The 20,572-nt window shown below is 61.6% G+C and carries 23 protein-coding genes; 1 reads left to right on the top strand and 22 read right to left on the bottom strand.

The window, feature by feature from the left end; translation table 11 throughout:
• Positions 1–56 precede the first annotated feature (56 nt).
• From ACE04F_RS07185 to trmJ, 22 genes are all read right to left on the bottom strand, one after another.
• Complete coding sequence (locus tag ACE04F_RS07185) at positions 57–473, bottom strand: hypothetical protein (protein ID WP_486105592.1); 417 nt, start codon at positions 471–473, stop codon at positions 57–59.
• Between the two features lie 64 nt (positions 474–537).
• Entirely contained in the window at positions 538–1,332 is a 795-nt protein-coding gene (locus ACE04F_RS07180) for an amidohydrolase (protein ID WP_486105591.1), read from the bottom strand.
• Entirely contained in the window at positions 1,320–2,468 is a 1,149-nt protein-coding gene (locus ACE04F_RS07175; protein WP_486105590.1) for a pyridoxal phosphate-dependent aminotransferase, read from the bottom strand. Before ACE04F_RS07175 ends, ACE04F_RS07180 begins: the two co-directional genes overlap by 13 nt.
• A gap of 270 nt (positions 2,469–2,738) precedes the next feature.
• Complete coding sequence (gene der, locus ACE04F_RS07170) at positions 2,739–4,211, bottom strand: ribosome biogenesis GTPase Der (RefSeq protein WP_434571979.1); 1,473 nt, start codon at positions 4,209–4,211, stop codon at positions 2,739–2,741.
• Positions 4,212–4,411: 200 nt separating this feature from the next.
• Positions 4,412–5,563 (bottom strand): outer membrane protein assembly factor BamB, encoded by a 1,152-nt coding sequence (bamB, locus tag ACE04F_RS07165; protein ID WP_486105589.1) that lies wholly within the window; start codon positions 5,561–5,563, stop codon positions 4,412–4,414.
• Entirely contained in the window at positions 5,556–6,197 is a 642-nt protein-coding gene (locus ACE04F_RS07160) for a YfgM family protein (protein ID WP_486105588.1), read from the bottom strand. Before ACE04F_RS07160 ends, bamB begins: the two co-directional genes overlap by 8 nt.
• A 40-nt stretch (positions 6,198–6,237) precedes the next feature.
• Positions 6,238–7,527 (bottom strand): histidine--tRNA ligase, encoded by a 1,290-nt coding sequence (hisS, locus tag ACE04F_RS07155; protein ID WP_486105587.1) that lies wholly within the window; start codon positions 7,525–7,527, stop codon positions 6,238–6,240.
• A gap of 22 nt (positions 7,528–7,549) precedes the next feature.
• On the bottom strand, positions 7,550–8,659 hold the full coding sequence (gene ispG / locus ACE04F_RS07150) for a flavodoxin-dependent (E)-4-hydroxy-3-methylbut-2-enyl-diphosphate synthase (RefSeq protein WP_434558534.1): 1,110 nt from the start codon (positions 8,657–8,659) through the stop codon (positions 7,550–7,552).
• 3 nt (positions 8,660–8,662) lie between these two features.
• Entirely contained in the window at positions 8,663–9,685 is a 1,023-nt protein-coding gene (locus tag ACE04F_RS07145) for a RodZ domain-containing protein (protein ID WP_486105586.1), read from the bottom strand.
• Complete coding sequence (gene pilW, locus ACE04F_RS07140; RefSeq protein ID WP_486105585.1) at positions 9,685–10,443, bottom strand: type IV pilus biogenesis/stability protein PilW; 759 nt, start codon at positions 10,441–10,443, stop codon at positions 9,685–9,687. Before pilW ends, ACE04F_RS07145 begins: the two co-directional genes overlap by 1 nt.
• Before the next feature lie 12 nt (positions 10,444–10,455).
• Positions 10,456–11,604 carry a dual-specificity RNA methyltransferase RlmN gene (gene rlmN, locus ACE04F_RS07135; RefSeq protein WP_486105584.1) on the bottom strand — a complete coding sequence of 383 codons (1,149 nt, stop codon included), beginning with the start codon at positions 11,602–11,604 and terminating at the stop codon, positions 10,456–10,458.
• Positions 11,605–11,632: 28 nt separating this feature from the next.
• A complete protein-coding gene (gene ndk, locus ACE04F_RS07130; RefSeq protein ID WP_030139592.1) occupies positions 11,633–12,058 on the bottom strand; it encodes a nucleoside-diphosphate kinase in 426 nt (141 codons plus the stop codon).
• An 87-nt stretch (positions 12,059–12,145) separates the two neighbouring features.
• Positions 12,146–12,346: a Fe-S cluster assembly protein IscX gene (iscX, locus tag ACE04F_RS07125; protein ID WP_016773328.1), complete on the bottom strand. Its 201-nt coding sequence runs from the start codon at positions 12,344–12,346 to the stop codon at positions 12,146–12,148.
• A gap of 13 nt (positions 12,347–12,359) precedes the next feature.
• Positions 12,360–12,701: an ISC system 2Fe-2S type ferredoxin gene (gene fdx, locus ACE04F_RS07120; protein ID WP_434571971.1), complete on the bottom strand. Its 342-nt coding sequence runs from the start codon at positions 12,699–12,701 to the stop codon at positions 12,360–12,362.
• A gap of 3 nt (positions 12,702–12,704) precedes the next feature.
• Positions 12,705–14,567: a Fe-S protein assembly chaperone HscA gene (gene hscA, locus ACE04F_RS07115; RefSeq protein WP_486105583.1), complete on the bottom strand. Its 1,863-nt coding sequence runs from the start codon at positions 14,565–14,567 to the stop codon at positions 12,705–12,707.
• Between the two features lie 50 nt (positions 14,568–14,617).
• A complete protein-coding gene (hscB, locus tag ACE04F_RS07110; RefSeq protein WP_305498984.1) occupies positions 14,618–15,139 on the bottom strand; it encodes a co-chaperone HscB in 522 nt (173 codons plus the stop codon).
• A gap of 8 nt (positions 15,140–15,147) precedes the next feature.
• Entirely contained in the window at positions 15,148–15,471 is a 324-nt protein-coding gene (iscA, locus tag ACE04F_RS07105) for an iron-sulfur cluster assembly protein IscA (RefSeq protein WP_003185155.1), read from the bottom strand.
• Between the two features lie 24 nt (positions 15,472–15,495).
• Entirely contained in the window at positions 15,496–15,882 is a 387-nt protein-coding gene (gene iscU, locus ACE04F_RS07100; RefSeq protein WP_486105582.1) for a Fe-S cluster assembly scaffold IscU, read from the bottom strand.
• Positions 15,883–15,925: 43 nt separating this feature from the next.
• The gene (locus ACE04F_RS07095; protein WP_434571968.1) at positions 15,926–17,140 is read right to left on the bottom strand and encodes an IscS subfamily cysteine desulfurase; all 1,215 of its coding nucleotides are present in this window, start codon (positions 17,138–17,140) and stop codon (positions 15,926–15,928) included.
• Positions 17,141–17,190: 50 nt separating this feature from the next.
• Entirely contained in the window at positions 17,191–17,682 is a 492-nt protein-coding gene (gene iscR, locus ACE04F_RS07090; protein WP_030139599.1) for a Fe-S cluster assembly transcriptional regulator IscR, read from the bottom strand.
• A gap of 251 nt (positions 17,683–17,933) precedes the next feature.
• The gene (gene cysE, locus ACE04F_RS07085) at positions 17,934–18,710 is read right to left on the bottom strand and encodes a serine O-acetyltransferase (RefSeq protein ID WP_305498982.1); all 777 of its coding nucleotides are present in this window, start codon (positions 18,708–18,710) and stop codon (positions 17,934–17,936) included.
• A gap of 1 nt (position 18,711) precedes the next feature.
• Positions 18,712–19,482, bottom strand: a complete 771-nt coding sequence (gene trmJ / locus ACE04F_RS07080; protein ID WP_486105581.1) for a tRNA (cytosine(32)/uridine(32)-2'-O)-methyltransferase TrmJ — start codon at positions 19,480–19,482, stop codon at positions 18,712–18,714.
• 144 nt (positions 19,483–19,626) lie between these two features.
• Between trmJ and suhB the strand changes: the two genes are divergently transcribed.
• Positions 19,627–20,445 (top strand): type III secretion system regulator SuhB, encoded by an 819-nt coding sequence (gene suhB / locus ACE04F_RS07075; protein WP_486105580.1) that lies wholly within the window; start codon positions 19,627–19,629, stop codon positions 20,443–20,445.
• Positions 20,446–20,572 lie beyond the last annotated feature (127 nt).

Genomic DNA, 20,572 nt, shown 5'->3' with positions numbered 1-20,572 from the left:
CACATATTGTGGGAGCGAGCCTGCTCGCGAAAGCGGTCCGTCAGACAACACCAAACTCAGGCATGGGTATCAATCGAAACCGTCATCGCCTGCAACAGCGCGGCCTGCAGAGTCTGCAATGTGGCCTGGGTCGCCATGATCTGGGTCTGTATCGCCATGACCTCCTGGGCTTTCTGCTCCTGGTCGGCCTGGCTTTTCTGAACCCTGGCCAGTTGGGCCTGCTGTTCGGCCAGCAATTTCTCGGTCCGCTCGATCTGCTTCTTCAGTTGCTCGATGACATTGCTGCCACTGCTGCCGCCCACACCGGCGATGTTCGCGCCGCTGGTGTCGACCTTCAGTTTCTTGTCCTTATCCTCGCCGGTCTCAGTCGATGTCACTGGACTGACCGCTTTTTCTTCCTCGGCCCCGCGGATGGAGACTTTTGGCGCTGAAAGTGGATAAGGGTTTACGGTCGTTGCGCTGATACTGGTCATAGGGACTCCTCCTTGGCTGACCCGTTATCGGCGTGCAATACCATTCCTTTAGGGCTGAATCGTTTCAATATACGAATTCGAAGCGATCCGCGTCCAGGTTCGCCGGGAAGCGTGTGCGATACGCCGCCAGGTCCGCCGCGCTCAGGCACACCGTGAACACGCCGTCGGCCTCGCCGGCACTGAGCAGCGTCTCGCCCTGGAAGTCCAGCACCTGACTGTCACCGGTATACGCGAAGCCCTTGCCGTCGGTGCCGATCCGGTTCACCGCCGCCACATAGCAGAGATTTTCGATGGCCCGTGCCGGCAGCAGCCGGTTCCAGTGCTGGCGCCGGGCGCCCGGCCAATTGGCGGTGTACAGCAACAGGTCGGTGTCCTCGGCATCGCGGCTCCACGCCGGGAAGCGCAGGTCGTAGCAGATCAGCGGACGCACCCGCCAGCCCTTGAGCTCGAACAACACCTGCTGGTCACCCGGTGTGTAATGGTTGTGCTCGCCGGCCATGCGAAACAGATGACGCTTGTCGTAATGCAGCACCTCGCCATCCGGACGCGCCCACAGCAAGCGATTGCGATGGCTGCCGTCGGCGGCCTGGATGATCACGCTGCCGGTGATCACCGCATCGAGCTTCGCCGCTTGGGCCTTGAGCCACTGGCTGGCGGGGCCGTTTTCCGGCTCGGCCAGGGTCGCGGCCTCCATGGAAAAACCGCTGGTGAACATTTCCGGCAGGATGATCAGGTCCGCCCCGCGCGCCTGTTCGAGCAGCGCGTCGAAATGTTCCAGGTTGGCCCGGCGGTCATGCCAGGCCAGCGTGGTCTGGATCAAGGCAATGTTCAGGTTCGGCAGCGCACTCAGATCACGCATAGTTTTTCCGCCGCTTCACGCAGCGTCTCCTCGCGCTTGGCAAAGCACAGGCGCACCAGGCGCTGGCCCTGCGGCGGGTTCTGGTAGAAAACCGAGATCGGGATGGTCGCCACGCCGTGTTCGCGGGTCATCCACACCGCCATGTCGACATCGTTGAGGTCCGGGCGGATCTGCGAATAATCCACCAACTGGAAATAAGTACCCGCGACGCGCTTGAAACTGAAGCGCGACGGCGCCAGCAGATCGCAGAACAGATCGCGTTTGGCCTGGTAGAAGTCCGGCAGCTCATCGACGTGCTCCGGATGCTCGGCCATGTAGTCGGCCAATGCGTACTGCAACGGCGTCACGCCACAGAAGCTGACGTACTGGTGCACCTTGCGCAGCTCCGCCGTCAGGGCTGGTGGCGCGACGACGTAGCCGGTCTTCCAGCCGGTGACGTGGTAGGTCTTGCCGAACGAACTGACCACAAAGGCGCGGCGATATAACTCTTCATGGGCCAGCACGCTGACGTGGGACACGCCGTCGAACACCAAATGTTCGTAGACTTCATCACTGATCAGATAAATATCGCGGTCGCGGATCAAGGCCGCCAACTGGTCCAGCTCGGCGCGGCTGATCAAGGCGCCGCTGGGGTTGTGCGGCGTGTTGAGGATGATCATTCGCGTGCGCGGGCTCAGGGCTTCGCCGAGCTTTTCAAAGTCGATGGCAAAATCGTCCAGGCCCAGTTGCACATGCACGCAACGCCCGCCTGCCAGTTGCACGGACGGTTCATAGCTATCGTAGGCTGGGTCGAAGACGATCACTTCGTCGCCGCTGTTAACCACCGCCGCGATGGCGCAGAAAATCGCCTGGGTCGCGCCGGGCGTCACAGTGACCTCTTGATCGGCATCGACACTTTCGCCATAGCTGCGGGCGATCTTTGCCGCGATCTGCTGGCGCAGGGCTGGCAGGCCGGTCATTGGCGAATATTGATTGTGGCCTTGGGCGATATGCCGGCCCACCGCATCGCGCAGGGCCTGCGGGCCATCGAAATCGGGAAAGCCCTGGGACAGGTTCAGCGCACCGGTCTGAGCGGCGAGCTGGGACATCTGGGTGAAAATCGTGATGCCGACATTCGGCAACTTGCTGGTGATCATCGAGGGTTCCCTGGGTCTGCACCCGGCTCTGGTGCGGCGCGGGAGAGCTCGAGGATAGCCCAATCGCCAGGCATGAAAAAGGGTGCCCGTGGGCACCCTCTTCAATTGCCGCCGAACATCCGTGGCGAGGGAGCTTGCTCCCGCTGGGTTGCGAAGCAGCCCCAAGATGTATCCGCCACAGCGGTGCATCCAGACAAAACGCAGGGGGCTGCTGCGCAGCCCAGCGGGAGCAAGCTCCCTCGCCACAAAGGCAGTCCTGAGAAGCCAGGATCAGCGCTTGTCGCGGCGCTTCTTGTCGGCCTTTTTGTGGTGCGACATCAAGCGGCGTTTTTTGTTGACCTGGCGGTCGGTGAGCGTGTTCTTGTTGCCTTCGTACGGGTTCTCGCCGCCTTTGAACTCGATGCGGATCGGCGTGCCGACCAGCTTGAGCACGCGACGATAAGTGTTCTCCAGGTAACGAACGTAGGACTTGGGCACCTTCTCGATCTGGTTACCGTGGATCACGATGATCGGTGGGTTGGCACCGCCCAAGTGGGCGTAGCGCAGCTTGATCCGGCGGTTGTTGACCATCGGTGGCGCATGCTCGCCGACCGCGTCTTCAAGGATCTGGGTCAGGCGGTTGGTCGGCCAGCGGGTGACCGCCGACTTGAACGAGTTCTGCACCGAGGCGTAGAGGTTGCCCACGCCGGTACCGTGCAGGGCCGAGATGAAGTGGATGTCGGCAAAGTCGACGAAGAACAGCCGACGCTGCAGTTCGACCTTGACGTAATCGCGCTCGCTCGGCGTCATGCCGTCCCACTTGTTGATCGCGATGACCAGCGCGCGACCGGCTTCCAGGGCGAAGCCCAGCAGGTTCAAATCGTGATCAACCACGCCTTCGCGGGCGTCCATCACGAAGATCACCACGTTGGCGTCTTTGATCGCCTGCAGGGTTTTGACCACGGAGAACTTTTCGACTTCTTCGTGGATCTTGCCGCGCTTGCGCACACCGGCCGTGTCGATCAGCGTGTACTTCTCTTCGTTACGCTCGAAGGGAATATAGATGCTGTCACGGGTGGTGCCGGGCTGGTCGTAGACGATGACCCGGTCTTCACCGAGCATGCGGTTGACCAGCGTCGACTTGCCGACGTTCGGGCGGCCGATGATCGCGATCTTGATCCCGTCCTTTTCGCTCGGACCCGGAATGCGCTTGGCTTCCTCGCCCTCGGCAACGACTTCTTCCTCGCCCTCTTCCGGCTCGTCTTCGTCATCCTTGGGGAAATCAGCCAGGGCGATTTCCAACATCTGGGTGATACCGCGACCGTGGGCACCGGCGATCGGGATCGCCTGGCCCATGCCCAACGGCGCGAACTCGGCGCGGGCCATGTCCGGGTCGATATTGTCGACCTTGTTGGCGACCACATAGGAACGCTTGTTACGTTTGCGCAAATGCTCGGCGATCATCTGGTCGGCGGCGGTAAAACCAGCCTTGGCGTCTACCAGGAACAGCACCACATCGGCTTCTTCGATGGCGAGCAGCGACTGCTCGGCCATTTTTTCGTCCATGCCGTGTTCATCACCGGAGATGCCGCCGGTGTCGACCAGAATATAGGTACGCCCTTGCCACTTGGCCTCACCGTATTGGCGATCACGGGTCAGACCGGACAAGTCACCAACGATGGCGTCACGAGTCCTGGTCAGGCGGTTGAACAAGGTGGACTTGCCGACGTTCGGTCGGCCCACCAGGGCGATTACGGGAACCATGCGGCTCTCCACTTCGTTATTTCAGAAAATACAAAAGCCGCTGCGAGGCAGCGGCTGGTGCTCGGGGGCCACCTTGTGGGAGCGAGCCTGCTCGCGAAAGCAGTGGGTCAGTCGACATACAGGCCGCTGGACCAGCGCATTCGCGAGCAGGCTCGCTCCTACAAAGGTGAAGCCGCTTGGGAATTAACCCAAGCATAGTCTTACTTGATGGTCAGGGCTTCCAGTTTGCCGCTGTTGCCATACACATAGATCATGTTACCCACCACCAGCGGACGGGCACGCAGGCCGTCGCTGTCGATGCGCTCACGACCGACGAAACGACCGTCGACCTGGCTGAGCAGGTGCAGGTAACCTTCCAGGTCACCCACTGCGACGTAGCTGGAGAACACTTCCGGGGCCGACAATTGGCGACGGGCCAGGGAATCGTTGCTCCACAATGCGGTGGTGGAACGCTCGTCAACGCCTTCGACGGTGCCCGAGGACAGGCTCACGTAGACGCTGCCGAAACCTTGGGCGACACCGGCGTAGCTCGACGCATCGCGCTGCCACAACGGACGCCCGCTTTCCAGGTCCAGCGCCGCAACGCGGCCCTGATAACTGGCGACGTACAGCGTACCGCCGGACAGCAGCAGGCCGCCGTCGATGTCGACCACACGCTCCAGCTCAGAACGACCTTGCGGGATCGCTACGCGCTGCTCCCAGACCGGGACGCCGTTGGAAATATCCAGGGCCACGACTTTACCGGTCGACAAGCCAGCCACCGCGAGGCGGTTGGTGACGATCGGCGCGCTGGTGCCACGCAGGGTCAGTACCGCCGGAGTGCTGTCGTACAACCAGCGCTGGTTGCCGGTGGCGGCATCCAGGCCAATCAGGCGGTCGTCCTGGGTCTGCACCACCACCACGTCACCGTTGGTAGCGGGCGGCGCGAGCACTTCGCTGGTCACGCGGGCGCGCCATCTCTCTTCACCGCTGCTCGCGTCCAGGGCGACGATCTCGCCCTTGAGCGTGCCGATCATGACCAGCCCGTAACCCACGCCAACGGCGCCGGACACAGGCAGTTCAAGATCCTGTTCCCATTTGACGTCACCGCTCATGCGATCCATGGCCATGACGACGCCAGTCACGTCGCCGGCATAAATGGTGTCGCCGTCGATGGCCGGCACCAGCATGTTGTAGGTTTCACCCTGGCCGTCACCGATGGAGCGGCTCCATTGCTTCTGCAGCACGACTTCTTCTTTGAAATCGGTCAGTTCGGCCGGAGGCAGTTCTTTCTTGCTGTTGCTGCTGCAACCCGCGGCCAGAATGGCCAGGGCCAGCAATGCTGCATGTTTCCAACGGATCACGTCACGCATCCCCTTTGGCCAGGTCGTCCAGCTTGATTTGCAGGCCACCGACTGCGGCTTCATCCGACAGCGCAGCCTTGGCTTTTTGGTAGGCCGCATGGGCCTCATTGGCACGGCCCAGCTGTACCAGCAGGTCGCCCTTGAGTTCTTCGCGGGTCGCCAGGAACGCCTTGTCGGCGTCGCCGTCGAGCAGCTTCAGCGCGTCTTCGGCCTTGTTCTGTGCCGCCAGCACCTGCGCCAGGCGCTGACGCGCGACTTCGCCCAGGGTCGGGTTGGCCGGTTTGTCGACGATGGCTTTCAGCTCGGCGACCGCGTCGTCCAGCTTGCCGCTGTCGACCGCGACCTTGGCCACGAACAGGCTGCCGTATTGGGCGTAAGCGGTGCCACCAAACTCTTTGTTGAGCTTTCCGGCCAGATCTGCCACGCGCGCCGCGTCAGGCTTACCGTCCGGGGTCAGAGTGGTTTCCAGCAATTGCTGGTAAAGCACCGAGGCACCTTGGGACTGGTTGCTCTGGTATTTCTGGTAGGCCTGCCAGCCGAACACGATGACCAGCGCCAACAGGCCGCCAGTGACCAGCGGCTTGCCATTGCGCGTCCACCAGTCCTTCAAATCCGCCAGCTGTTCATCTTCGGTACTCGACACCCCAATACTCCTTAATCGCTAAATCGGCTGTTTGACAGCTTCAACCCTGCACGACGCAGGTGGCCAGGTGTGCAGCAAGCGCATCCCAGGCAATACTTTGTTGTTCGCCCTGGCCACGCAGGGGTTTGAAACCTACCACTTGTTGGGCCAGTTCGTCGTCACCGAGAATCAATGCATACAGCGCACCGCTCTTGTCGGCCTTCTTGAACTGGCTCTTGAAGCTGCCGGCGCCGGCGTTGATCTGCAGGCGCAGGTTGGGCAACTGATCACGCACTCGCTCGCTCAGGGCCAGGGCGGCCAGTTCGGCGGCCTCGCCAAAGGCGCACAGGTACACATCGACCTGGCGGGCCAGCTCTTCCGGCACCTTGTCCAGCGCTTCAAGCATCAGCACCAGGCGCTCGATGCCCATGGCAAAACCCACGCCCGGGGTCGGCTTGCCGCCCATTTGCTCCACCAGCCCGTCATAGCGGCCACCGGCACATACGGTGCCCTGGGCGCCGAGCTTGTCGGTGACCCATTCGAAGACGGTCTTGCTGTAGTAATCCAGGCCACGGACCAACTTGGGGTTGATCACGTAAGGAATGCCGACGGCGTCCAGACGTGCCTTCAGCCCCTCGAAATGCGCGCGGGATTCGTCGTCGAGGTAGTCGGCCATTTTCGGCGCGTCCACCAGGATCGCCTGGGTCTCCGGGTGCTTGGTATCGAGCACACGCAGCGGGTTGGTCTTCAGGCGGCGCTGGCTGTCTTCGTCGAGCTTGTCGACATGAGCGGACAAAAATGCCACCAACGCCTCGCGGTAGCGGCCACGGGATTCGCTGGTACCCAGGCTGTTGAGCTCGAGCTTGACCGCATCACGCAGACCCAGCTCGCCCCACAGGCGCCAGGTCATCACGATCAGCTCGGCGTCGATGTCCGGACCTTCCAGATTGAACACTTCGAGGCCGATCTGGTGAAACTGGCGATAGCGGCCTTTCTGCGGACGCTCGTGGCGGAACATCGGGCCGATGTACCAGAGTTTCTGCACCTGGCCGCCGCCGGTGATGCCGTGCTCAAGCACCGCGCGTACGCACGCTGCCGTGCCTTCGGGGCGCAGGGTCAGGGAATCGCCGTTGCGGTCGTCGAAGGTGTACATCTCTTTTTCGACGATGTCGGTCACTTCACCGATGGAGCGTTTGAACAGCTCGGTGAACTCGACGATGGGCATGCGGATCTGCCGGTAACCGTAGTTATCCAGCAGGCGCGCGACGGTGCCCTCGAAATAGCGCCACAGGGGCGTCTGCTCGGGCAGGATGTCGTTCATGCCACGAATGGCTTGCAGAGACTTGCTCACGTGTATTCCTTAATCTTGCGACTTAACCGCGCGCGATGACCGCTGCGTCGGCTTCGACCTTTTCGGCCGCTTTCTGGCGGATCAGCCTTTCCAGCTCATCCACCAGATTGTCATTCGTCAGTTTCTGCGACGGCTTGCCGTCGATGTAAATCAGGTTCGGCGTGCCGCCCGTCAGGCCGATATGGGCCTCCTTGGCTTCGCCGGGCCCGTTGACCACGCAACCGATCACCGCGACATCCAGCGGCACCAGCAGGTCTTCAAGGCGCCCTTCCAGCTCGTTCATGGTCTTGACCACATCGAAGTTCTGCCGCGAGCAGCTCGGGCAGGCGATGAAGTTGATCCCTCGGGAACGCAGGTGCAGGGATTTGAGGATGTCGTAGCCGACTTTCACTTCCTCGACCGGGTCCGCCGCCAACGAGATGCGGATGGTATCGCCAATCCCTTCGGCGAGCAGCATACCGAGGCCGACGGCAGATTTCACCGTACCCGAGCGCAACCCACCGGCTTCGGTGATGCCCAGGTGCAACGGCTGGACGATTTCCTTGGCCAGCAGGCGGTAGGCTTCGACGGCCATGAACACGTCGGAGGCCTTCACGCTGACCTTGAAGTCGGGGAAATTCAGGCGTTCGAGGTGCTCGACATGGCGCAGCGCCGATTCCACCAGCGCGGCCGGAGTCGGTTCGCCGTACTTCTTCTGCAGGTCTTTTTCCAGGGAACCGGCGTTAACGCCGATGCGGATCGGAATGCCCCGGTCACGGGCCGCATCCACCACCGCGCGCACGCGATCTTCGCGACCGATGTTGCCCGGGTTGATGCGCAGGCAGTCGACGCCCAGCTCGGCCACGCGCAAGGCGATGCGGTAGTCGAAGTGAATGTCGGCCACCAACGGCACCTTGACCAGTTGCTTGATCTTGCCGAACGCCTCGGCGGCGTCCATGTCCGGCACGGAGACGCGCACGATGTCGACGCCGGCGGCTTCAAGACGATTGATTTGCGCGACCGTGGCGGCCACGTCATTGGTGTCGCTGTTGGTCATGCTCTGCACAGCGATTGGCGCATCGCCGCCCACGGGCACGTTACCGACCCAGATCTTCCGGGATTCGCGACGCTTGATTGGAGATTCGCCGTGCATGACTTATTGACCCAACTTCAGGCGAGCGGTCTCGCCACTGGTGAACGGAGCGATGTCGACTGGCTGGCCGTTGTAGCTGACCTGCGCGCCACGGGCATAACCCAGGCGTACGGCAAACGGCGGCCTGCCATTGACGGCCGTGCTGTCGCCTTTGCGCTTGAGGCCGCTGAACAGCACCTTGCCGTTGCCGTCGGTGATTTGCGTCCAGCAGTCGGCGGTGAACTGGATTTGTACCTGGCCATCACCGGGTGCAGGAGCCGGGGCCACCGGGGTTGCTGGCGCTGCCGGAGCGGCCACGGTTGGCGCTGGCGTAACGGGGGCTGGAGCCGCCGGAGTGGTCGGCGCGGTGCCGGCGTGGGCTGGAGCCGTCGGTGCGGCAGGCGTTGGGGCTGGCGCCGGAACGGATGGCACGCCAGGCTCGGCACCCGCCGCGGCATCGGTCTCGCCGCTGTCCTGGCCTTGAGGCAATGCCAGGGCGGTTTCACCCTCGGTCTGCCCGTCGACAACCGCCTGGTCTTCCGGCTCATCCAGCGGATGAATCTGGGTGGTGCCGTCGGCGCCTTCGACTTCGACATGCTCAGGGTTCATCGCAACCGGCTCCTTGCTGCGCAAGGAAGCCTGATCCTGCCACCAGACGAAACCGCCACCGATCACCGCGATCAGCAGCAACAGGCTGACGATACGCAAAATGGTATGGGAAACGCGCACTGGCTCCTCGATACGGCCCAGGCTGTGCACACTGCTGCCCTGGGCGTCGGAACCGGTGTATTGATCGAATTGCTGAACCAGCACGGTCTGGTCCATGCCAAGCAACTTGGCATAGGCGCGGATGTAGCCCCGAGCGAAAGTATGCCCAGGCAATTTGTCGAACGCGCCGGCTTCCAGGTTGCTCAGGGAAGTCACGGTGAGATTGAGCTTGAGGGCCACTTCGGCCAGCGACCAACCATTGCTTTCGCGGGCTTGACGCAGGGTCTCACCGGGATTTACGCGAGTCGCTGCTACAACTTCGGGATGCGCCGCTTTCATCATTGCTCCGACAGGTATTGCTGATATTCCGGCGTACCGGGATAGAGTCTTTTGAGTTGCAGGCCATAACTGGCGGCCTTGTCACGATCTTCAAACACATGCGCCAGCCGAACGCCGAGCAATAGACTACGTGCATTTTGCTCGCTGAGCAGGCTAAACCGCTCGTAATAGTCGCGAGCGGGCACATAATGCCTGTCTTCGTAAGACAACTCAGCCATTTCCAGCAACGCGCGCGGTTGCTGGCGGTTGAGCCGCAGCGCCTTTTCGAGCTGCTGGCGGGCCAGGTCACGCTGGCCGAGTTTTGCGGCGGTCATGCCGAGGTTCTCGAACACCCGCGAACGCTCAGGGTAAAGGGTATCGGCGGCCGCTTGCTCGAAGCGCTCGTAGGCTTCCCTGTAGCGTGCCTGCTCGTAGAGGAAGCTGCCGTAGTTGTTGAGGATCCGGGCATCTTGCGGGCGGGCGGACAACGCCTTGCGAAAGTGTTCATCGGCCAGCTCCGGCTCCATCTCGGCCTGGAACACCAGGGCCAGCGCCGCATTGGCATCGGCGTCCGAGCTGTCCAGCTCCAGGGCCTTCTTGAGCGGTACCTTGGCCCGTTCGGTCATGCCCTGTTGCAGATAGCCAATGCCCAGCTGCACATAGGCCTCGCGCGCTTCGTCACGGCCCTTGCTGGTTTTCATCGGGTTATAGTCGCCCGACAGAACACAACCGGAACAAAGGCCGGCCAACAGCAACAGCAGCGCAAAGCGCAGGGACATAGAGTTCCTCTCTTAGTGACTGTTCGCAGCGTTCTGTACTGCATCGTCCGCGGCGTTCAATTCGCGCACGGCAATGTAGCGTTCGCTGCGACGGGTGCGATCCAGCACCTGTCCTACCAATTGGCCACACGCGGCATCGATGTCTTCGCCACGGGTGGTGCGCACGGTGACGTTGAAGCCAGCGTGGTGGAGCTGATCCTGGAACCGACGAATCGCATTGTTGCTCGGACGCTCGTAGCCGGAATGCGGGAACGGGTTGAACGGGATCAGGTTGATCTTGCACGGGATGTTCTTGAGCAGCTCGATCATCTCGACCGCGTGTTCAACCTTGTCATTCACGTCCTTGAGCAACGTGTACTCGATGGTCAGCACGCGCTTTTCGCCCAGGGACGACATGTAGCGCTGGCACGACTCCAGCAGCATCTTAAGCGGATACTTCTTGTTGATCGGCACCAATTGGTTACGTAATGCGTCATTCGGTGCGTGCAGCGACAACGCCAGGGAGACGTCGATGTGCTTGGCCAGCTCATCGATCATCGGCACCACGCCCGAGGTGGACAGGGTCACGCGGCGCTTGGAGATGCCGTAGCCCAGGTCGTCCATCATCAGGTGCATGGCGGCGACGACGTTGTCGAAGTTCAGCAGCGGCTCACCCATGCCCATCATCACCACGTTGGTGATGGCACGGTCGACGGTTGCCGGGACGCTGCCAAAGGATTTGTTGGCAATCCACACCTGGCCGATCACTTCGGCGGCGGTGAGGTTGCTGTTGAAGCCTTGCTTGCCGGTGGAGCAGAAACTGCAATCCAGGGCACAGCCTGCCTGGGACGAAACGCACAAGGTGCCGCGCTTGCCCTGGGGAATGTAGACGGTCTCGACGCAGCTGCCGGACGCCACGCGCACCACCCACTTACGGGTGCCGTCGCTGGAGATGTCCTCGCTGACCACTTCGGGGCCGCGAATCTCGGCAATGGCCTTGAGCTTTTCGCGCAGGGCCTTGCCGACATTCGTCATGGCGTCGAAATCGTCGACGCCAAAGTGGTGAATCCATTTCATAACCTGACCGGCACGGAAACGCTTCTCCCCGATCGAGTCGAAGAATTTCTCCATTTCCGGCTGGGTCAGGCCCAACAGGTTGGTTTTGCCGTTCGATGTAGTCATGGATTCACCTTCACTCAAAAGCCTGGGCTTAGCGAGTGGTTACTTCAGTAGCGGAGAAAAAGTAAGCGATTTCGCGAGCAGCGGCGGCTTCGGAGTCCGAACCGTGGACGGCGTTGGCGTCGATGGATTCAGCGAAGTCAGCACGGATGGTGCCAGGAGCAGCTTCTTTAGGGTTGGTAGCGCCCATCAGCTCACGGTTGCGAGCGATGGCGTTTTCGCCTTCCAGGACCTGAACGACAACCGGACCGGAAGTCATGAAGGCAACCAGCTCACCGAAGAAACCGCGCTCGCTGTGCTCAGCGTAGAAGCCTTCGGCTTCGGCTTTGGACAATTGCTTCATTTTCGAAGCTACAACGCGCAGGCCAGCGTCTTCGAAGCGGGTAACGATCTTGCCGATCACGTTTTTAGCAACGGCGTCAGGCTTGATGATGGAGAAAGTACGTTGAACAGCCATGGTGTAACTCCAGAAACGGTAATTTACGAAAAATTAAACCCGCGAATTATACGCGGGTTCTTGGGTATTGCCTAACCTGCGAGGCGATCAGTCCAATTCAGCGGCCCAGAGTTCCTGAACCGCTTCCAACACCTTCTCGCCGACTCGGCCAGAGGTGGCATCGAAGTCGGGCAGCTCCAGGATCATCTGCTGCAAACGGACGAAACCTACAGAGTATGGATCGAGACCCTCGTGGGCTTCGGCCAACTCTTCCGCGATGCGTTGTACATCATTCCAACCATAGCTCATGACAGTGTCACCATCAGTGCGGCGCTTCGGCCGCATGGTTAAGTGAGTATCTCGGGATTTCGACGGTCAGGTCTTCAGTGCCGACGATGGCCTGGCAACCCAGACGCGACTGCGGCTCAAGCCCCCAGGCGCGGTCAAGAAAGTCTTCTTCCAGCTCGTCCGCCTCTTCCAGCGACTCGAAACCTTCACGAATGATGCAGTGGCAGGTCGTGCAAGCGCAAACGCCGCCACAGGCGCTTTCCATCTCGATGTGGTGTTCGTGGGCCAGGTCAAGAATGGACGTTCCGGGCTCGGCTTCCACGACCATGCCGTCCGGGCAGAACTTCTCGTGGGGCAGAAAAATCACCTGCGGCATCAGTTATTCCTCGATTTCATTCAGGTTGCGCCCCGCCAGGGCGGCTTTCACCGTCGAGTCCAGGCGGCGGGCAGCAAAGGCATCGGTGACTTGCGACAGACGCTTGGTCTGCTGTTCGATGGCATAACCATCGGTGCCCTTGATCAATTCGGAGAGTTCTTGCATCTGCATTTCGATGACCATGCGCTCCTCGGCGTCGAGCAAGCGCTCGCCATCGGCTTCGAGGGCGGCCTGCACGGCTTCGATCAAGCGCTGGGCGTCTACCTGCTGCTCGCGCAGCACACGGGCGACCTTGTCGTCGCTGGCGTGCTGGAAGGAATCCTTGAGCATCTTGGCGATTTCGCCGTCGGTCAGGCCATAGGACGGCTTGACCTGGATGCTCGCTTCCACACCCGAACCCAGTTCGCGGGCAGAAACATTGAGCAAGCCATCGGCGTCGACCTGGAAGGTCACGCGGATTTTCGCCGCACCGGCAACCATGGCCGGGATGCCGCGCAATTCGAAGCGGGCCAGGGAGCGGCAGTCGCTGATCAATTCACGCTCGCCTTGCAGCACGTGAATCATCATGGCCGACTGGCCGTCTTTATAAGTGGTGAAATCCTGGGCGCGGGCGACGGGGATGGTGGTGTTGCGCGGGATCACCTTCTCCATCAGGCCGCCCATGGTTTCCAGGCCCAGGGACAACGGAATCACGTCGAGCAGCAGCAATTCGCCGCCGTCGCGTTTGTTGCCGGCCAGGGTATCGGCCTGGATCGCGGCGCCGATGGCGACCACCTGATCCGGGTCGATTTCAGTCAGCGGCTGGCGGCCAAAGGCTTCGGCAACGGCTTCGCGAACCCGAGGCACGCGAGTCGAACCACCGACCATGACCACAGCCTTGACATCTTCCAGCTCGACGCCGGAATCACGCACGGCACGGCGGCAGGCCTTGAGGCTGCGGGCGACCATGGGTTCGATCAGGGCATTGAAGGCTTCGCGGGTCAGCGTTGCTTTCCATTCGCCGTAAGCGACCTCAACGCTGGCGGCGCCGGTCAAGGCTTCCTTGGCGGCGCAGGCGGTTTGCAGCAGATGGCGCTGGGTACCGGGATCGAGATCAGCGGACAAGCCAGCCTGCTCGATGATCCAGCCGGCAATAGCGTGATCGAAGTCGTCGCCGCCCAGGGCGCTGTCGCCACCGGTGGCGAGGACTTCGAAGACACCGCCGGTCAGGCGCAGGATCGAAATATCAAACGTGCCGCCGCCCAAGTCGTAAATGGCGACCAGGCCCTCGGCGTGCTGGTCCAGGCCGTACGCAACGGCAGCGGCCGTCGGCTCGTTGAGCAGGCGCAGCACGTTGAGGCCGGCGAGCTTGGCCGCGTCCTTGGTGGCTTGGCGCTGGGCGTCATCGAAATAGGCCGGAACGGTGATCACCGCGCCCACCAGTTCACCGCCCAACGCGGCTTCGGCGCGCTGACGCAGGACCTTGAGGATGTCGGCGGAGACTTCTACCGGGCTTTTCGGGCCCTGCACGGTCTCGATGAACGGCATGTGGGATTCGCCGCCGATGAAGCGGTACGGCAGCTGATCGCCCAATTGCTTGACGTCGGACAGACCACGACCCATCAAGCGCTTGACCGATACGATGGTATTGAGTGGATCGGTGGCAGCGGCCAGCTTGGCCGACTCGCCGACTTCGACGCGATCGGCGTGGTAGCGCACGGCAGACGGCAGGATCACCCGCCCCTGCTCGTCGGCCAGCGGCTCGGAAAGACCGCTGCGCAAAGCAGCGACCAGGGAATTGGTGGTACCCAAGTCAATCCCGACAGCCAGGCGACGCTGGTGCGGTTGTGGACTTTGGCCGGGTTCGGCGATCTGCAGTAGGGCCATCGTAATCAGGACTTATCTGTAATCAGGCGTGCGACCGGAGCGGCACTGGGTTAATCGTCGAGGCGCTCTTCCAGCTGGCGCACTTCGTAGGTCAGCTTGTCGAGGAACTGCATGCGCCGCATCAGGCGTTCGGCCTGTTCGCGTTGCGCAGCATCGTTCCAGCAGGCTGCGAAGCTCTCGTTGAGTTCTTGCTGGGCGTCTTTCAGGCGACGCTTGAAGACCGCGACACCCGCCAGGTCGGCGCTGTCCTGCAGGTCTTCGAGCTCCTCGCGCCATTGCATCTGCTGCAACAGGAACTCGGGATCGTGCACCGTGACTTCCAGGGGCAGCTCATGACCGCTGATGGCGAGCAGGTAACGCGCGCGCTTGGCCGGACTCTTGAGCGTCTGGTAGGCCTCGTTGAGGTTCGCCGACTGCTCGAGAGCCCGCCGCTGCTCAGCCTCGGAGGCATCGGCAAAGCGGTCGGGGTGGACACCCCGGGCCAGTTCCAGATAACGCGCGGACAACTGATCGAGGTCCAGCTGGAAAGCAGGCTGCAACTGGAACAACGCAAAATGACAAGGAGTACCCACGAGCAGCCTCAGATGTTGAAGCTTTCGCCGCAGCCACATTCACCGCGCACGTTGGGGTTGTTGAACTTGAAGCCTTCGTTCAACCCTTCCTTGACGAAATCCAGCTCGGTGCCGTCCAGGTACGTCAGGCTTTTCGGGTCGATGATCACTTTCTGACCATGACTTTCGAACACCTGGTCGTCTTCGCCCACTTCGTCGACGAATTCCAGTACATAGGCGAGGCCGGAACAACCCGTGGTGCGAACACCCAGGCGGATACCCTCGCCCTTGCCGCGCCCCGCAAGTGAGCGCTGGATATGGTTAGCTGCCGCTTCTGTCATCTGGATAGCCATGGAAACTCCTTACCGTAACGCGGATCAGATCAAGCCTTTCTTCTGCCTGTAGTCGCGAACGGCGGCCTTGATGGCGTCTTCAGCGAGTACCGAGCAGTGGATTTTCACTGGCGGCAAGGCCAGTTCTTCGGCCAACTGAGTGTTCTTGATGGTTTCGGCTTCGTCGAGGGTCTTGCCTTTCATCCACTCGGTGGCCAGGGAGCTGGACGCGATGGCGGAGCCGCAGCCGTAGGTCTTGAACTTGGCATCTTCGATGATGCCTTGTTCGTTGACCTTGATCTGCAGGCGCATCACGTCGCCGCACGCCGGGGCGCCGACCATGCCGGTGCCGACGTCAGGATCCTGCGCGTCCATCTTGCCGACGTTGCGCGGGTTCTCGTAGTGGTCGATGACCTTTTCGCTATATGCCATTTGCTTCAATCCTCATCAGTGGAGCCGCTCTGGTGGCGACTTCTCAGTGCGCCGCCCATTCGATTTTCGAAATGTCGACGCCGTCTTTGTACATGTCCCACAGCGGCGAAAGAGCGCGCAGCTTGGTAACGGCCTCGCAGACTTTCTGCGCGGCGTAATCGATTTCTTCTTCGGTGGTGAAGCGGCCGAAGGTGAAGCGGATCGAGCTGTGAGCCAGTTCGTCGTTGCGGCCCAGGGCACGCAGCACGTACGAAGGCTCCAGCGACGCCGAGGTGCACGCCGAACCGGACGACACGGCCAGATCCTTGAGCGCCATGATCAGCGACTCGCCTTCAACGTAGTTGAAGCTGAGGTTCAGGTTGTGTGGAACGCGGGCGGTCATGCTGCCGTTGACGTAGAGCTCTTCGAGGTGCTCGACCTGCTTGAAGAAACGGTCGCTCAAGGCCTTGATACGGACGTTCTCGGCGGCCATGTCTTCCTTGGCCACGCGGAAGGCTTCGCCCATGCCGACGATCTGGTGCGTCGCCAGGGTACCGGAACGCATGCCACGCTCGTGACCGCCACCGTGCATGGTCGCTTCGAGGCGAACACGCGGCTTGCGGCTGACGTACAGGGCGCCGATGCCTTTGGGGCCATAAGTCTTGTGGGCCGAGAAGGACATCAGGTCGACTTTCAGCTTGGACAGGTCGATGTCGACCTTGCCGGTGGACTGCGCGCCGTCGACGTGGAACAGGACGCCCTTGGAGCGGGTCAGTTCGCCGATGGCCGCGATGTCGTTGACGGTGCCGATTTCGTTGTTCACGTGCATGATCGAAACCAGGATGGTGTCGTCGCGCAGTACGGCTTCGACCATGGCCGGGGTGATGATGCCGTCTTCACCGGGCTCGATGTAGGTGACTTCGAAGCCTTCACGCTCCAGTTGGCGCATGGTGTCCAGGACAGCCTTGTGCTCGATCTTGGAGGTGATCAGGTGCTTGCCCTTGGTGTGGTAGAAATGCGCGACACCCTTGATTGCCAGGTTGTCGGACTCGGTGGCACCGGAGGTCCAGACGATTTCGCGCGGGTCGGCATTGACCAGGTCGGCGACCTGGCGACGGGCGTTTTCGACCGACTCTTCGGCCTTCCAGCCAAACACGTGGGAACGCGAGGCCGGGTTGCCGAAGTTTCCGTCGACCAGCAGGCATTCACTCATCTTTTGCGCGACACGCGGATCAACCGGGGTGGTCGCAGAGTAATCAAGGTAAATCGGCAATTTCATGGACTCTCTCCTAAATCAGGCTGGCTGGCGTTCCGCGTGCTCTGCGGCAGTCATTCGACGGCGGACGCTTCAATCTTGTCCAGGTGCGGCGCCTTGCCATTGCAACGGCGCTGGTCCTGACGCTGGGCTACTTCTTGCACCTCACGGCGAGTCACAAGGTCGGCCAAGCTGATACCACTCAGAAATTCGTGAATCTGCAGGCTCAAGTCGCACCACAGATGATGGGTCAGGCAGGTATCGCCGCCGTGGCAGTCGCCCAGCCCTTGGCATTTGGTCGCATCGACCGATTCGTTCACGGCATCGATCACCTGGGCGACCTGGATGCCTTGCATCTCGCGCGACAGCTGGTAGCCGCCACCGGGGCCACGAACGCTGGAGACCAGGTTGCTGCGGCGCAGCTTGGCGAACAGCTGTTCGAGGTAGGACAGGGAGATGCCCTGGCGTTCGGAGATATCGGCCAGGGACACCGGCCCGTGCTGCGCATGCAATGCCAGATCGAGCATTGCGGTCACGGCGTATCGGCCTTTTGTAGTCAGTCGCATGGACAATTACCACGAAGTTCGGAATGGGGGCGAGTATGCAATTCCCGAGTATTTAAGTCAAGTATAAGACCTAGTGCTTTACTCGGGTTTACCCGCAAAAGAGCGCGCGCATGATAGCAAAGGTAGGCGCCTAACGACCAGCTGTACCGCGTTATCGTTCTTCGCGAGCAGGCTCGCTCCCACAGGGGATTGGCGGTGCAGCACAGATCCAGTGTGGGTGCGAGCCTGCTCGCGAAGGGGCCACCAGGGCTTCAGCTAGCCTGGCTTTGATCCTTGTCCTTCACACACGCGAAATCCTCTTCGCGCAGTTCCGGCAGATCCTTGGCACAATAATCACTCCCCAGCTCCTTCAGGGCGCCGCACATTCCCTCCAGCCGCCCGTCCACCGCTTGCAGATGATCGAGCAACTGGTTGATGGCGCGCGCCACCGGGTCGGGCATGTCTTCGCCGACACCATAGGCATCGAAGCCGATCTTCTCGGCCATGGCCTTGCGCCTGGCGTCCTGCTCTTCGTCCGGCTTGACGATGATCCGCCCCGGAATACCCACCACGGTCGCGCCGGGCGGCACGGCCTTGGTGACCACGGCGTTGGAGCCGACTTTCGCCCCCGCGCCCACGGTAAACGGGCCGAGCACCTTGGCGCCAGCACCGACGACAACGCCGTTTTCCAGGGTCGGGTGGCGCTTGCCTTTGTTCCAGCTGGTGCCGCCGAGGGTCACGCCCTGATAGAGCGTGACGTCGTCGCCGATCTCGGCGGTCTCGCCGATGACGATGCCCATCCCGTGGTCGATGAAGAACCGCCGGCCGACCTTGGCGCCCGGATGGATTTCGATGCCGGTCAGCCAGCGCCCGAAGTTCGAGACCAGCCGCGCCAGCCATTTCCAGCCCATGTTCCACAAGGCACCGGACAGGCGATGGATCCAGATGGCGTGCATGCCGGGGTAGCAGGTCAGCACTTCAAAGGCATTGCGCGCCGCCGGGTCACGATGGAAGACGCTCTGGATATCTTCACGCAAACGTTCGAACATTTTATTCCTTCCGCTTAATCAGCTCGCCACGGGCCGCTTTCTGGGTTTCCGTGAGGATGCCGCGCAATATATTCATTTCCGCTCGGCTCACCGAGCTTCGTCCGTACAACCGACGCAGGCGCGCCATCAAGTGCCGAGGTTTGTCCGGGTCGAGGAATTCGATGTCCACCAGGGTCTGCTCCAGGTGTTCATAAAATCGCTCAAGCTCGTCCATGGTCGCCAGTGTCTCACTGCGCGGCGATGTCGCCTCGAATTTTTCCACCTTGCTCGGCTGGCCTTCGGCTTGCAGCCAGGCCATGCGCACTTCATAGCTCAACACCTGCACCGCCGCCCCAAGGTTCAGCGAGCTGAAGCTGGGGTCGGAGGGGATATGCACGTGAAAATGACATCGCTGCAGCTCTTCATTGGTGAGGCCGGAATCTTCACGGCCGAACACCAAGGCGATTTCCGCGCCCTGCCCGGCTTCCTCGACCACCTTGGTGCCGCATTCGCGAGGATCGAGCAGCGGCCAGGGGATACGGCGGTCGCGGGCGCTGGTGCCGAGCACCAGGTTACAACCCACCAGGGCGTCTTCCAGGGTAGCGACGACCTGGGCATTGGTCAGGATGTCACCAGCGCCGGATGCCCGCGCGTCGGCTTCGTGATGGGGAAACGAGCGCGGCTCGACCAGCACCAGCCGCGACAGGCCCATGTTCTTCATGGCCCGCGCAGCTCCGCCGATGTTACCCGGATGGCTGGTATTGACCAGGACGACACGAATGTTCTGCAACAAGGGAGGCGCTCTCGAACATATAAAAGGGAGCAAATCTTACCTAAGCACCTACCGTTAAGCTATGAAAGCGAACACCAACCTTCTCCTGAGAAAAGTTTCTGATAGAATGCGCGGCTTTCTTTAACAACCTTAGGTGACACATCCATGCAGCCCATGCTGAATATCGCGCTGCGCGCCGCCCGCAGCGCCAGTGAACTGATCTTCCGCTCCATCGAGCGCCTGGATACCATCAAGGTCGATGAAAAAGATGCCAAGGACTACGTGTCCGAGGTTGATCGCGCCGCCGAACAGAAAATCGTCGACGCCCTGCGCAAGGCTTACCCGAACCACTCCATCCTCGGTGAAGAGACCGGCATGCACGCCGGTACCGGCATCGAAGGCGAAGAATACCTGTGGATCATCGATCCGCTGGACGGCACCACCAACTTCCTGCGCGGCATTCCTCACTTCGCTGTCAGCATCGCCTGCAAATACCGTGGCCGCCTGGAACACGCCGTCGTGCTGGATCCGGTTCGCCAGGAAGAATTCACCGCCAGCCGTGGCCGTGGCGCCCAACTGAACGGCCGTCGCCTGCGCGTCAGCGGCCGCACCAGCCTGGACGGCGCCCTGCTGGGTACCGGTTTCCCGTTCCGTGATGACCAGATGGACAACCTCGACGACTACCTGGGCATGTTCCGCGCCCTGGTCGGCCAGACCGCCGGCATCCGCCGCGCCGGCGCCGCGAGCCTGGACCTGGCTTATGTAGCTGCCGGTCGTTTCGATGCGTTCTGGGAATCGGGTCTGTCCGAGTGGGACATGGCGGCAGGCGCCTTGTTGATCCAGGAAGCCGGCGGTTTGGTCAGCGACTTCACCGGCGGCCACGACTTCCTTGAAAAAGGCCACATCGTTGCCGGCAACACCAAATGCTTCAAGGCTGTGCTGACGGCGATCCAGCCACACCTGCCGGCCTCGCTGAAGCGCTAAGCCGCTCGGCTCAAGAGAAGCACCCTTCGGGGTGCTTTTTTTATGCCTGTTCAAACCGCTCAGTTCAGAGGTGAACACTCCGTGGGGGGGGGGGGGCTCCCGCTCGGTTGCGCAGCGACCGCAAGAT

The sequence above is a fragment of the Pseudomonas sp. AGC41 genome (genome assembly GCF_057334555.1).
This window is presented reverse-complemented; position numbering and strand designations above follow the sequence as displayed.

Excerpts from the sequence above, each read along its gene's own strand:
- ACE04F_RS07185 (WP_486105592.1), bottom strand. The coding sequence starts at position 473 with ATGACCAGTATCAGCGCAACGACCGTAAACCCTTATCCACTTTCAGCG.
- ACE04F_RS07180 (WP_486105591.1), bottom strand. The coding sequence starts at position 1,332 with ATGCGTGATCTGAGTGCGCTGCCGAACCTGAACATTGCCTTGATCCAG.
- ACE04F_RS07175 (WP_486105590.1), bottom strand. The coding sequence starts at position 2,468 with ATGATCACCAGCAAGTTGCCGAATGTCGGCATCACGATTTTCACCCAG.
- der (WP_434571979.1), bottom strand. The coding sequence starts at position 4,211 with ATGGTTCCCGTAATCGCCCTGGTGGGCCGACCGAACGTCGGCAAGTCC.
- bamB (WP_486105589.1), bottom strand. The coding sequence starts at position 5,563 with ATGCGTGACGTGATCCGTTGGAAACATGCAGCATTGCTGGCCCTGGCC.
- ispG (WP_434558534.1), bottom strand. The coding sequence starts at position 8,659 with ATGCACGGCGAATCTCCAATCAAGCGTCGCGAATCCCGGAAGATCTGG.
- ACE04F_RS07145 (WP_486105586.1), bottom strand. The coding sequence starts at position 9,685 with ATGAAAGCGGCGCATCCCGAAGTTGTAGCAGCGACTCGCGTAAATCCC.
- pilW (WP_486105585.1), bottom strand. The coding sequence starts at position 10,443 with ATGTCCCTGCGCTTTGCGCTGCTGTTGCTGTTGGCCGGCCTTTGTTCC.
- rlmN (WP_486105584.1), bottom strand. The coding sequence starts at position 11,604 with ATGACTACATCGAACGGCAAAACCAACCTGTTGGGCCTGACCCAGCCG.
- ndk (WP_030139592.1), bottom strand. The coding sequence starts at position 12,058 with ATGGCTGTTCAACGTACTTTCTCCATCATCAAGCCTGACGCCGTTGCT.
- iscX (WP_016773328.1), bottom strand. The coding sequence starts at position 12,346 with ATGAGCTATGGTTGGAATGATGTACAACGCATCGCGGAAGAGTTGGCC.
- fdx (WP_434571971.1), bottom strand. The coding sequence starts at position 12,701 with ATGCCGCAGGTGATTTTTCTGCCCCACGAGAAGTTCTGCCCGGACGGC.
- hscA (WP_486105583.1), bottom strand. The coding sequence starts at position 14,567 with ATGGCCCTACTGCAGATCGCCGAACCCGGCCAAAGTCCACAACCGCAC.
- iscA (WP_003185155.1), bottom strand. The coding sequence starts at position 15,471 with ATGGCTATCCAGATGACAGAAGCGGCAGCTAACCATATCCAGCGCTCA.
- iscU (WP_486105582.1), bottom strand. The coding sequence starts at position 15,882 with ATGGCATATAGCGAAAAGGTCATCGACCACTACGAGAACCCGCGCAAC.
- ACE04F_RS07095 (WP_434571968.1), bottom strand. The coding sequence starts at position 17,140 with ATGAAATTGCCGATTTACCTTGATTACTCTGCGACCACCCCGGTTGAT.
- iscR (WP_030139599.1), bottom strand. The coding sequence starts at position 17,682 with ATGCGACTGACTACAAAAGGCCGATACGCCGTGACCGCAATGCTCGAT.
- cysE (WP_305498982.1), bottom strand. The coding sequence starts at position 18,710 with ATGTTCGAACGTTTGCGTGAAGATATCCAGAGCGTCTTCCATCGTGAC.
- suhB (WP_486105580.1), top strand. The coding sequence starts at position 19,627 with ATGCAGCCCATGCTGAATATCGCGCTGCGCGCCGCCCGCAGCGCCAGT.